This is a genomic window from Chromobacterium sp. FG22, from assembly GCF_057809415.1.
On the sequence record NZ_JBMDJX010000009.1, the window covers coordinates 74618 to 86023 of the forward strand.

Consider the following 11406-nt stretch of genomic DNA (forward strand, 5'->3'; position numbering starts at 1 on the left):
CGGGGTGAAATAGTGGTTGGCCAGCTGACTATGCTGGCAGTCGAGCGACATTATCGGGATTTGCAGCAGGCCGCGAAACGCGGTCTTTTTTTTAGCCCGGCGCATGCCTGGCACTGCGTCGATTTTGTACAAAATCGTTTCGTTCACATCAAGGGGCCGTTGGCCGGCAAGCCCTTGTTGCTGGATGGCTGGCAGTTGTTTTGGACTGCGGTACTTATCGGCTGGCGGCGTGAGGCGGACGGGCTGCGGCGCTTTCGCACCGGGTACGAAGAAGTCGCGCGGAAGAATGGTAAGTCAACGTGGATGTCTCCCATTGCTGCATACCTCTGGATGATGGACGGCGAGGGCGGCGCGGAGGTGTACACGATTGCGACGACGCGCGAACAGGCGATGTCGGTTTTCAAGCCTGCATTCGACAACGTGAAGCGTTGGCGCAAGCGCTCGCCAGGCCTGGCCCGGTCGATCCGGGTGTTTGACGGCGCGAATCAAGAAAAGATGATGTTAGGCGAATCGGTCTGCAAGCCCTTGCCGGCCAATGCCGAGAGTCTGGACGGCTTGAACCCGTATGCCTGCTTTGTCGATGAGCTGCACGCGCATAAAACCCGTGAAGTGTGGGACGTGATGGTGTCGGCCCTGGGGGCGCGCGCGCAGCCGCTTATCAACGCGATTACTACGGCGGGTTTCATTCTGACCGGTATTTGCGTGGAGATTCGGACGTACCTAGTCAAAGTTCTACGCGGCGACGTGGCGGATGACTCGTTTTTCGGGGTTGTTTACACGATAGACGAAGGAGACGACCCGTTTGATTCCGCTGTATGGATCAAGGCCAATCCCTCCTTAGGCTCCGCCAAGCGGCATGAATACATGCATTCAAACGCCAGCATGGCCAAGGTCTTGCCCAGCGCCCGCGCCAACTTCTTGACCAAGGATCTGAATGTCTTTGTTGGCGATGCGCTCAGCTGGTTTGACATGGAGGTATGGCGCAAGGGCGGCAAGAAGTTTGACCCGGAAATGCTCAAGGGTCGGCGCTGTTTTGGCGGGCTGGACCTGGCGTCCACGCGCGACATAACCGCGTTCGTGTTGCTGTTCCCGCCGGAGGATGGGGACGAGGACGGCGATTGGTATGTGCTGGCCTGGTGCTGGGTGCCACAAGCCAAGGTGGACGCGGCGGAGCAGGACGGCGGCAGCGATTACAAGGCCTGGGCGAAGCGTGGCTTTCTGACCGTGACGCCAGGGGATGTCACGGATTACGACCCGGTGATGGAAGTCATTGAGCAGGCGGCGCTTGATTACGACTTGCAAGAAGTGGCGTTCGACGGCTGGAACGCGCAGCAGGTTTCTAACAAGTTGCTGGAGAAGGAAATACCGATGGTCAAAATCCCGCAAACCTTTGGCGGTTTGTCCCCTGGCGCAAAGCAGCTTGAGCGCTTGGTGTATAGCCGGTGTTTGCGGCATGGAGGCAATCCGGTTTTGCAGTGGTGCGCCGGCAATGTGACGTTGCTGTTGGATAGCAATGAAAACTGTAAGCCGGACAAAAAGCGCTCACAAGGTCGCATTGATCCGATTGTGGCCTTAACGATGGCGGCAAGCCGGGCGGTGGCGCATATCGAGGATGAGGCCTCTGTCTACGAAGAAGGGGGATTGAGAACGCTATGAGCCTGAGTTTCAAAAGCATGTGGCCGTTCGGAAGAAAGAGCGCCGTTGCGGATGCTAACGCCGCCTTGGTGGCGGAGTTCTTGAAGGGGTGCGTATCTAAAACTGGCGCGGTGGTTACGCCGTCCACGGTGATGCGGGTTAGCACTTGCTTTGCATGTGTCCGCAACATCAGCGAGGACATGGCAAAGCTGCCCTTGCACTTGTACAAGCGCTTGCCGCGCGGGAAAGAGCGCGCAGTAAAGCATCCGCTGTATCCCTTGCTTCGGTCCACGCCCAACAGCTGGCAAACCTCGTTTGAGTTTGTCCAGATGCTGACCGCGCATATGTTGCTGCGCGGCAATGGCTACGCCCGAATCGTGCGCGGCTATGGCGGCAGGGTGCTGGAGCTGTTGCCCTTGCAAACTGGCCGAATGCGGGTGAAGCAGCTGGAAAACTTCGAACTGAGCTATGGCTATGCCGATAGCCGCGGTCGGGTGGTCCAGTTGGACCCGCCGGACGTGTTGCACTTGCGAGGCCTGACGCTGGACGGGGTTGTGGGGGTGACGCCGATAGAGTACGCCCGTGAAGCCTTCGGCCTGGCCCTGGCGGCTGAGGAACACGGCTCCCGCATGTTCGGCGGCAGGGTGACGGGGCCGGGTGTGTTGAAGCATCCGGGCAAGTTGTCGGACCCGGCGTTTAAGCGGCTGCAAGAGTCCTGGCGTGAAAACGGCGGGCTGGAGAATGCCGACGCCCCCGTCATTCTGGAGGAGGGGCTAGCGTGGGAATCCCTGGGTCTGAAGCTGAGCGACTTGCAGTTTCTTGAGACGCGCAAGTATCAGGGGGAGGAGGTGGCCAGGCTCTACCGCATGCCGCCGCACAAGGTCGGCATCATGGACAAGGCCACGTTCTCCAATATCGAAAACCAGTCCCAAGAATATGTGACGGATACCTTGCTCCCTTGGGCGTTGCGCTGGGAGCAGGCGCTTGCGCGCGACGTGCTGACGGAGCAAGAGCGCCAGGACTTCTATGCATCCTTCCTGTTTAACAACCTGCTGCGCGGCGACACCAAGACGCGGGGCGAGTTTTACCGGAGCCTGCATGGCGTGGGGGCGCTGTCGGCAAACGACATTTTGGAGATGGAGGACATGGACACGTATGAGGGCGGAGATATGCGTTTTGTGCCGCTGAATATGGTGCCGGTCGATATGGCGCGTGAAGCGGCAATCAGGAAAGGGGGAGGTAGTGGCGCTGGATCATAAAAGCTTCAGCCTTGAAATCAAAGCCGTCAACGATGACGGCTTTTTTTCTGGCTATGCAAGCGTGTTCGGGGTGGTGGACAACCACGGCGACATTGTCGCCAAGGGTGCGTTTTCCGCTTCGCTGGCGGCGTGGGCGGCAAAGAAGCGGCTGCCCTCGCTGCTGTGGCATCACAAGCTTGATGAGCCTATCGGCGTTTGGACGGTGATGCGCGAGGACGATGTGGGCTTGTACGTAGAGGGGCGGCTGTCTCAAAAAGTCCAGCGTGGGGCGGAGGTGTACGAGCTGATGAAAATCGACGCGGTGTCCGGCCTGTCCATCGGCTATGTGACGCGAGAGGACAGCTACGACCGGGTAACGGACGTGCGAACCCTGAAGCAAGTGGATCTGTGGGAAGTCTCCCCCGTCACCATGCCGGCGAACGATCAGGCCCGGCTGACGGGTATCAAGAGCCGCGACAACGCGGAAACCAAAAACGCCATTCAGGCGCTCATTAACAGTATGCGGAGTTAACAATATGGAAGTGAAAGAACTGGTTCAAAACCTGGGCGGCGCGTTTGAAGAATTCAAAAAGACCAATGACGAGCGCCTGAAGCGTGTTGAGAAGGGGCTGACGACTGGCGACCTTGAGGCCAAGCTGGCTAATGTGGACAAGGCAATCACCGAGCTGGAGAACGTCAAGCGTTCCATAGACGACTTGAGCAAGAAGGCTGCGCGCGGCGGCTTGGGCGGCAATGGCGAGCTGAGCGGCGATCAAGTCGAGCACAAGCAGGCCTTTGGCCGCTTCATGCGCAAGGGTGTTGACGATGGCCTGGCCGAGCTGGAGGCCAAGGCCTTGAGCCTGGGGTCTGACCCGGACGGCGGTTATGCGGTGCCGGAAGAACTGGACCGCAACATCATTCAGTTGGAACGCCGCGACGTGCCGATGCGCGACATTTGCAATGTCATCCCGGTTGGCAATGAGGAGTACAAGCGCCTCATCAATACCGGCAAGTCAAGGGGCGGCTGGGTTGGTGAGACGGACCCGCGCACGGCCACCGGCACGCCGCAACTGGCTCAGGTAGCTCCGTTCTTTGGCGAGTTGTACGCCAATCCTGAAGCCACGCAAAAAATGCTGGATGACGTGTTTTTTGATGCTGAGGCCTGGCTGGCGGGTGAGGTGGCTATTGATTTTTCCGAACAGGAAAACGCCGCCTTTACGGGTGGCGATGGCGTGAAAAAAGCCAAGGGTTTTCTGGCCTATGGTGCCAGCGATGAGACGGACGACAAACGTAAGCTGGGGACGCTGCAATACGTGAGTTCCGGCGCAGCGGCGGCGCTGACGGCGGACGCCCTGCTTGATCTGATTTACAGCCTCAAGCGCGGCTATCGCCGCAACGGCACGTTTGTTCTGAACGGCCTGACGCTGCCGGCGATTCGTAAGCTGAAGGACAGTGAGGGCAACTATCTGTGGAAGCCGGGCCTCGATGCGGGCGAGGTGTCCACGCTGCTGAACAAGCCCATTTCCGAAAACGACGATATGCCCTTGGTGGTTGCGGATGCGCTGGCTATCGCCTTCGGCGATTTCAAGCGCGGCTACACCATCGCCGACGTTCGCGGCGTTCGCGTCTTGCGCGATCCGTTCAGCAATAAGCCCTATGTCGGCTTCTACACCACCAAGCGCGTGGGCGGCGGCGTGATGGACTCCAACGCCATCAAGCTGATGAAGATCGGCGCGGCAAAGAAGTAAGCGAAAGGGGCGTCATGGATGAAGTCTTGATAACGCCCCCGCCGCCGCTGTTTGATGATCTGGCCTTGATTCGTCAGCAATGCAAGATCGACGACGACTTAACCGAGGAGGACGCGCTTTTGCGCGTCTACCTGGGCGCGGCGACGGCGTTGGCCGAGTTGGAAATAGGGCGGCCGATTCTGCCGCAAGTGTGGGAACGCACGGTCTACGGCGCGGACGGCGTGGTCAAACTGCGGCCGGACGTGATCGGCGTTGAAAGCGTGGTGGCGTTGGGGCGGCGTGGCGAAGAAATGCCGATTGCTGAGGACTGGTGGTTAGAGCGCGGGCGGCGCGTGATCTGCGCCAGGCCGGCCGGCGCGGCAGCGGTGCGCGTGCGCTATCGCTGCGGCGCGTGGCGCACGCCGGAGCAAGTCCCGCAAGGCGTGCAAAACTGGCTGCTGTTGAGGGTGGCGACCGCCTACGCAAACCGCGAGGCGGTGCTTACGCAAGGGCGGGAACAGCTGGCCGCACTGCCGCGCGGCTTTGTTGATGGCTTGCTGGACCCGTACCGTTCCGGAGAGCGGCTATGACGACCGTCCCCCGTTCCGGGCAGTTGGATAAGCGGGTGACGTTTCGGCGCTGCATAGATGCCGCAGCCGGGGCGTTTGGCATTGAGCGCAGTCATGCGGACGAGCTGCGGACCTGGGCACGCAAACAAAACACCTCCCCGTCTGTTTACTCCAGTTCGGTGCAGACGGGGGACGCGCTCACTCACGAATTCACCATTCGTCGCCGCAGGAGTTTGCGGATAGGAGACGGCTGGGAGGTGGTCCATGGTATGACGGTTTATCGGGTAAAGCGGGTGCTTGAGTTGGCGGGGGGCGATTACATGCTGTACCAGTGCGAGGAGTTGGGCCATGGCAAATGACGGCTTCTATTTGCATATAGAAGGCTTTGACCAGTTTGACCGCATCGACTTTGACAAGGGCAAGGTTCGGGCTGGCATGAGGCGGGTGGGCAAGCTGGTGACGAGCAAAGCGCAGATGAATGTCGCGTTGGCGCGTGGACAAGGAGCCTATCCACGCAATCGGACTGGCCGCCTGGTGCATGCAATTCAATACCGCGTCAGCCGCTCCGGCTTCATGACTAAAGTCATGCCCAATATGCCCTCTGGCAGTTCCGAGTATTACCCCGCATTTCTGCATTACGGTGTCCGCCGTGCCGCGAAGCGGGGCAAGGGGCATAAAAAGCAAGCCGCGTCCGGCCCCTGGCGCATTGCGCCGCGAGCAAACTATATCGTCGATGCGCTGGAGGATAGCGCCCCCAAGATCAAGCAAATTCTGGCGGCGGCTTTGCAAAGATCATTGCGGCCAAAGTAAGATTATCCGTTTTCAATATAACGTAAGGGGTGTTGGGTGAAGTCGCTAGTGAAGTGGTTTGTAATTCTGTCTGTGGTTCCTGTGCTGTTGTTCCTCGTCTTTGGGGATAAAACTGCTAAGCCAATACCGATGGGTCAGGCAAGCGCCCCGGCGCAGGCCGTTCCTCCCTCTGAGGCCCCGGCCATTTCCAAGGCGTCTATGGAGGAAGTCGATAAGCTGACCTTGGCGTATCTGAATGGCAAGGTCTTCCCTTCTGGTGCGGTGGTGTGCAAATCCGAAGTGTTGAATGGGTATGTCTTTATCGGTTGTAAAAACCGACAGCTGGGCGGCGAGTCGGCGGTTCGTCTGTGGGTGTTGAAAGAGGGCGAGTACCTGGCCGTTAATGGCTCTGCGCGCCAGGATTTGGAGCGCTTGCCGTCAGCGGGCCACTTGAAGGAGATGCCCTTGCCGTTGCCTGCATCAATCAATATTGAGGAGGCCATCAAGGCCACAGCATAAATTAGGCTGTTGTTAATCAAACCCCGCTTCGGCGGGGTTTTTTTATGGGTGCTGGAAATGGATATCAACGCGGTTGTTGCGCATCTGCGGGAGCACTGCCCTTTGTTTGCTCGCCGTGTTGGGGCGGGGCTTGATCTTGATGCGGTGTTGGAGGGGCTGGAGCTTCCCGTCCCGTCCGCGTCGGCCATCTTTGCCGGTGATGACGCCGAGCCTAACCGGTTGCAAACCGGGGTGATGCAGGACGTGGTGGACGAGCTTCACATCCTCGCCATCGTTGCGAATGTTGACGAGCCGGGGCAGGCAGCGGCCGCGACGGTTAGCCAGGTGCGCGCCGAGCTTTTGCGCGCGCTGGCGGGGTGGTGTCCGGGGGAGCGTTACGAGCCGCTGGAATATCGAGGTTCCGACGTGGTGAAGGTGGACCGGGCTCGCGCCTACTACCTGTTTCGTTTTGTGACGGTCTGGCAACTGGGTGGCCCGGTGCTATCCGCTGGGGAGGAGGCGAGGCCTGAGCCGGAGACGTGGCCGGAGGTGGAGTTGCCCCGCCTGGTTGAATTTGGGGGCATGAGTGGTGGCGTCGATTTCATCAATCCGGGCAATGGGCCGGATGGTCGAATTGAGCATGAATTCAGGGTGGAGTTTCCGCCCGAAGGGAGGGAGTGAAATGTTTGTAAAACCCGTAGAAGGGCGCGAGATAGCGGACCCGGAACGCGGCGATTTGTTGTCGCTGGAGGGGCGCGACGTGCCGGAAAACCAATATTGGCTGCGGCGTGAAGCGGAGGGCGTGATAGAGCGCGCGGCTCCGCCCGAGGCCAAGCCTAAAGGAAAAGGCTAATGATTTCGTTTAATCAGATACCGCAAAACCAGCGGGTGCCGCTGTTCTTCGCGGAAATGGACAATAGCGCGGCCAATCTGTTCAGCCAAAATCAGCGCAATCTGTTGATTGGTCACAAGTTGTCGGCCGGCGGCGCGCTGCTGGGTGTGGCCGCGATGGTGAATAGCGTGGCGCAGGCCTGGGAGATGTACGGTCGCGGTTCGATGTTGGCGGCCATGGTTGAGGCGACGCTGGCTAATGATCCCTCCGCCGAGGTGTGGGCGGTGCCAGTGGAGGAGCCGGCCGGCGCGGCGGCAACGGCGACTGTCACGCTATCGGGCGTTGCGCAAGCCGCCGGAGTGATTTGCCTGTATGTGGCTGGGCAGCGGGTGCAGGCGGTCGCCGGTATGAACGATAGCGCGGCAGTTGTAGCCGGGGCGCTGGTGGCGGCGATAAACGCCGCGCCGGGTCTGCCGGTGACGGCGGAGGTTTCGGGCGCGGCGGTCAAGCTGGCTTGCCGTTGGAAAGGGGTTGGCGGCAACGATATCCCGCTGAGCCTGAACTATAGGGGAACGCTGGGCGGCGAGGCTTTGCCGCCGGGCGTGGCGGTGGAGTTGGCGGCGTTTGCCGGCGGTGCCGGCCTGCCGTCCCTGGTGGGGGCTGTACTGGCGATGGGGGATGAAGAATACGACTTTATCGCCAGCGGCTTCAGCGATACCGGCGCGCTTGATCTGCTCAAGATCGAGATGGCGGACAACGGCGGGCGCTGGAGCTATTCGCGACAGCTGTACGGCCATGTCTATGCGGCGCTGCGCGGCACTGTGTCGATGTTGCAAGTCTTTGGCAAGAGTCGGAACGATCAGCATGCGACGGTGGCCGGCTTTGAAGTGGATGTGCAGGCCCCGGCCTGGAGCTACGCCGCCGCCTACGCCGCGCGCAATGGCGCATTTTTGAAGCTGGACCCGGCGCGGCCGACGCAAACGGGCGAATTGGTCGGCATTCTGCCGGCACGGCCTGGCCGTCGCTTTGTGGCGTCTGAGCGCAATGTGTTGCTTCAATACGGCATAGCCACCAGCTCAACCGGGCCGGATGGAACGGTACGGGTGGAGCGCGCGGTAACGACGTTTCAAAAGAACGCCTATGGACAGCCGGACGTGTCCTACCTGGACAGTGAAACGCTGTTTACCAGCGCTTACGTGTTGCGGCGGCTGCGGCAGTTGGTGACGAGCAAGTACGGGCGTCACAAGCTGGCGCGCGATGGCACGCGTTTTGGAGCCGGCCAGGCCATCGTTACGCCCAATATGATCCGGGCGGAACTGGTGGCCGAGTACATCAAGATGGAGGCCTTGGGCGTTGTCGAAAATACGGACGCCTTCGTCGAGGCCTTGATTGTGGAAATCAACGCGTTGAACCCTAACCGGTTGGACGTGTTATTCCCGCCGGATTACGTCAACCAATTGCGCGTATTCGCGGTGTTAAATCAGTTCCAATTGCAGTATTAAACCAGCGCCCGGCAACGGGCGTTCGGCATTTTAGGGGGTGTTTATGGCGGGGCGCAGAGTCGGCGGAACCAGCTTTGTAAAAGTGGATGGGGTTCAGTTGTCCGTGACGGGCGGTCATGAGGTGCCGCTGACGGATAAGGAGCGCGAGGGCGTGGCAACGTCCGCGGGCAATTATTACACCGAAAAGGACGGATTGCCTTACGTCAATGTCGAGGCGGTTTTGCCGCCGGGCTTCCCGATAAAAAAAATCGTAGAGGGTGACTCCATGACGATTACGTCGGAGTTGGCTAATGGCATGACTTATGTGTTGTCTGGCGCTTGGCTGAAAAACCGGGCGGCGTACAACGCGGAGGATGGTAAGGTGAAATTTGAATTTGAAGGAGCGAATGGAAAATGGCTTTGAACAAAGTGTTGCATAAATCAATTCAGGCGCATGGCGATGAAATCGCTAATTTGGAATATAGGGAGCCTGCATCCGAGGATGCGATTGATATCGGTGAAATGCCGTATGTTGTTTTGGCCAATGGCCGCGTCAAGCCGTTGCCGGATGTGGCGGCGCAATACCTGGTCAAGATGGCGGGCATACCGATGTCGTCGGTTAAGCAACTGGACTTGCGGGACTTTAACGATTTGGTATGGGAGGTGGTTAATTTTTTCTGGCAGCCCGTTGCGCCCATGTCGAGCAACTGATAGATCTGGCGTATTCCGTTGCTAAGTATTGGCAAGCGCAGCCTGACGAAATGTTGCGCTGTCCTTTGCCTCGTTTGCTGATGCACTACCAGCAGGCTAGGCGGTTGATAGAGGAGTCGGCTCGTGAGTGATGGTTTTCAATTAAAGGCGGTTATTACGGGGGTGGATAAGCTCTCGCCAACATTGAAGGGGATTCAAGGGGCCGCTGCTCGCTTGCGAAAGAGTCTGAAATCATCTGGACAAGGGATGACGATACTGGAGGGGGCCGCGATTGCGGCCCCGGTCCTTTTGGCCACCCGCTCGGCAATCGAGTTTGAGTCCGCGATGGCGGATGTTCGAAAGGTGGTGGATTTTGAGGCTCCACAGCAGTTTCAAAGGATGTCTGACCAGATTGAAAAAATGTCAGAGCGTTTGCCGATGGCGGCTAAGGATATTGCGGCGATTGTGGCGGCGGGTGGGCAAAGCGGTATTGAGAAATCGGCATTAACCCAATTTGCCGAGGATGCGGTCAAGATGGGGGTCGCGTTTGACCTGACTGCCACCGAGTCCGGTGAAATGATGGCCAAGTGGCGCACCGCCTTCAAGATGGGGCAGCAAGATGTGGTCGGCCTGGCCGATAAGATCAACTATTTGGGGAATACCGGCCCGGCCAGCGCTAAAAAGATTAGCGATGTGGTGACGAAGATTGGGCCACTGGGCGAGGTGGCCGGCGTGGCCTCTGCGGAAATCGCAGCCCTGGGCGCGACAATGGTCGGAACTGGCGTTGAGCAGGATGTCGCTGCGACGGGCATTAAAAACTTCATGCTGGCCCTGACCTCGGGAAAGAGTGCGACTGCCGCGCAAAAGAAAATGTTCAAGGCGCTGCGTCTGGACGCAAAGCAGTTTGCGGTGGATATGCAAACTGACGCCAAGGGCGCGATTACGCGGGTGTTGACGGCTATCGGGAAGGTGGATAAATCCAAGCAGTCCGCCGTGTTGGCTGAATTGTTCGGCAAAGAGTCCATTTCGGCTATTGCGCCATTGCTGACAAACTTGGATTTGCTCAAAACCAATTTCGAGCGGGTGGCGGATAGTCAGCAATATGCGGGCAGTATGGAAAAGGAGTATGCGTCAAGGGCGGCGACAACGGCCAATAATTTGCAGCTGATGCAAAATAAGGTCGTGGGCATTGCTATTGCTATTGGTGCGATGCTGTTGCCGCCATTGAATTCCTTGCTAGATGTGATTGGGCCGGTTGTGTCTGGTTTCGCTGATTTTGCCAAGACGCACCCCGCAGTGATTAAAACGGTGTTGGTCGCGGCAGGGGCTTATGTCACGTATCGTATTGCCGTTTCGCTGGCAATTGGGGCAACCAATCAATTTATTGCGGTGTTTCGCAATAACCCTCTTGGCTTGGCCATAACGGCAATTGCCATGGTGGCGGCTAATTGGGATAGGGTGGCCGCTGCGGCAGGCAATGCGGCGGCTAAAAATAGGCTCGCTATCGCATCGGCGGATCAGGCGGCGGCAGAGGGAGACCCCAACTCAATTCGCAAAAGCATAGAGGAGGTTGAAGATCGTAGGGCGTCACTAGAGAAAGAGCGGCGTCAATTCCAGATCAAGAATGCGGGAAATGTTGGTGTGGACATGGAGGGCGCGTTGCGTAAGTTTGATGAAAAGATCGACGATGCGAGCAAGACCTTGGTCAAACTCCGCAAGAGCAAAAAGAACGCCGAAATTATTCAAGCCGAGGAGGCGCTAGATTGGGAGCCTAGAGTAGGTGGGCGAGCTGGTTTGACGCAACCGGTTAAGCCGGAGGCGGAAGTAAATGTCACGGTCAACAATGCCTTGCCGGGTACGCGGGTCGATGTTCAGAGCGCTGAAAATGCGAAATTGAACGTCAAGCAAAACGCCGGGGTGCGCAGCCTGGCGGCGGCCAAGGGGTAA

14 protein-coding genes are annotated in these 11406 nt (G+C 58.7%); all 14 read left to right on the forward strand.

The annotated features are described in order from the left end of the window. Positions 1-30: 30 nt before the first annotated feature. Entirely contained in the window at positions 31-1656 is a 1626-nt protein-coding gene (locus tag ACODSD_RS11045; RefSeq protein WP_488877381.1) for a terminase large subunit, read from the forward strand. After that, the gene (locus ACODSD_RS11050) at positions 1653-2894 is read left to right on the forward strand and encodes a phage portal protein (protein WP_488877382.1); all 1242 of its coding nucleotides are present in this window, start codon (positions 1653-1655) and stop codon (positions 2892-2894) included. The genes ACODSD_RS11045 and ACODSD_RS11050 overlap by 4 nt, the downstream gene beginning before the upstream one ends. Beyond that, positions 2878-3405: an HK97 family phage prohead protease gene (locus ACODSD_RS11055; RefSeq protein WP_488877383.1), complete on the forward strand. Its 528-nt coding sequence runs from the start codon at positions 2878-2880 to the stop codon at positions 3403-3405. The genes ACODSD_RS11050 and ACODSD_RS11055 overlap by 17 nt, the downstream gene beginning before the upstream one ends. A 4-nt stretch (positions 3406-3409) precedes the next feature. Beyond that, the gene (locus ACODSD_RS11060; protein ID WP_488877384.1) at positions 3410-4621 is read left to right on the forward strand and encodes a phage major capsid protein; all 1212 of its coding nucleotides are present in this window, start codon (positions 3410-3412) and stop codon (positions 4619-4621) included. A gap of 26 nt (positions 4622-4647) precedes the next feature. Then, positions 4648-5190 carry a head-tail connector protein gene (locus ACODSD_RS11065; protein WP_488877385.1) on the forward strand — a complete coding sequence of 181 codons (543 nt, stop codon included), beginning with the start codon at positions 4648-4650 and terminating at the stop codon, positions 5188-5190. Beyond that, positions 5187-5528: a head-tail adaptor protein gene (locus ACODSD_RS11070; protein ID WP_488877386.1), complete on the forward strand. Its 342-nt coding sequence runs from the start codon at positions 5187-5189 to the stop codon at positions 5526-5528. The genes ACODSD_RS11065 and ACODSD_RS11070 overlap by 4 nt, the downstream gene beginning before the upstream one ends. Further along, complete coding sequence (locus ACODSD_RS11075) at positions 5518-5979, forward strand: hypothetical protein (protein ID WP_488877387.1); 462 nt, start codon at positions 5518-5520, stop codon at positions 5977-5979. The genes ACODSD_RS11070 and ACODSD_RS11075 overlap by 11 nt, the downstream gene beginning before the upstream one ends. Before the next feature lie 36 nt (positions 5980-6015). Continuing rightward, entirely contained in the window at positions 6016-6477 is a 462-nt protein-coding gene (locus ACODSD_RS11080; protein WP_488877388.1) for a hypothetical protein, read from the forward strand. Between the two features lie 9 nt (positions 6478-6486). Further along, complete coding sequence (locus tag ACODSD_RS11085; RefSeq protein WP_488877389.1) at positions 6487-7137, forward strand: phage tail terminator protein; 651 nt, start codon at positions 6487-6489, stop codon at positions 7135-7137. A 1-nt stretch (position 7138) separates the two neighbouring features. Continuing rightward, positions 7139-7309, forward strand: a complete 171-nt coding sequence (locus ACODSD_RS11090) for a DUF2635 domain-containing protein (RefSeq protein WP_488877390.1) — start codon at positions 7139-7141, stop codon at positions 7307-7309. 35 nt (positions 7310-7344) lie between these two features. Next, positions 7345-8790: a phage tail sheath subtilisin-like domain-containing protein gene (locus ACODSD_RS11095; protein ID WP_488877391.1), complete on the forward strand. Its 1446-nt coding sequence runs from the start codon at positions 7345-7347 to the stop codon at positions 8788-8790. Positions 8791-8833: 43 nt separating this feature from the next. Next, positions 8834-9193, forward strand: coding sequence for a phage tail tube protein (locus ACODSD_RS11100; protein ID WP_488877392.1), 360 nt, complete (start codon positions 8834-8836; stop codon positions 9191-9193). Beyond that, a complete protein-coding gene (locus tag ACODSD_RS11105; protein WP_488877393.1) occupies positions 9184-9480 on the forward strand; it encodes a phage tail assembly protein in 297 nt (98 codons plus the stop codon). Before ACODSD_RS11100 ends, ACODSD_RS11105 begins: the two co-directional genes overlap by 10 nt. Positions 9481-9603: 123 nt before the next feature. Beyond that, positions 9604-11406 (forward strand): phage tail tape measure protein, encoded by a 1803-nt coding sequence (locus ACODSD_RS11110; RefSeq protein ID WP_488877394.1) that lies wholly within the window; start codon positions 9604-9606, stop codon positions 11404-11406.

What these genes read in the sequence shown, in the direction of transcription:
- ACODSD_RS11045 (WP_488877381.1), top strand. Translation starts at nt 31, where the DNA reads ATGCTGGCAGTCGAGCGACATTATCGGGATTTGCAGCAGGCCGCGAAA.
- ACODSD_RS11070 (WP_488877386.1), top strand. Translation starts at nt 5,187, where the DNA reads ATGACGACCGTCCCCCGTTCCGGGCAGTTGGATAAGCGGGTGACGTTT.
- ACODSD_RS11050 (WP_488877382.1), top strand. Translation starts at nt 1,653, where the DNA reads ATGAGCCTGAGTTTCAAAAGCATGTGGCCGTTCGGAAGAAAGAGCGCC.
- ACODSD_RS11105 (WP_488877393.1), top strand. Translation starts at nt 9,184, where the DNA reads ATGGCTTTGAACAAAGTGTTGCATAAATCAATTCAGGCGCATGGCGAT.
- ACODSD_RS11090 (WP_488877390.1), top strand. Translation starts at nt 7,139, where the DNA reads ATGTTTGTAAAACCCGTAGAAGGGCGCGAGATAGCGGACCCGGAACGC.
- ACODSD_RS11075 (WP_488877387.1), top strand. Translation starts at nt 5,518, where the DNA reads ATGGCAAATGACGGCTTCTATTTGCATATAGAAGGCTTTGACCAGTTT.
- ACODSD_RS11060 (WP_488877384.1), top strand. Translation starts at nt 3,410, where the DNA reads ATGGAAGTGAAAGAACTGGTTCAAAACCTGGGCGGCGCGTTTGAAGAA.
- ACODSD_RS11100 (WP_488877392.1), top strand. Translation starts at nt 8,834, where the DNA reads ATGGCGGGGCGCAGAGTCGGCGGAACCAGCTTTGTAAAAGTGGATGGG.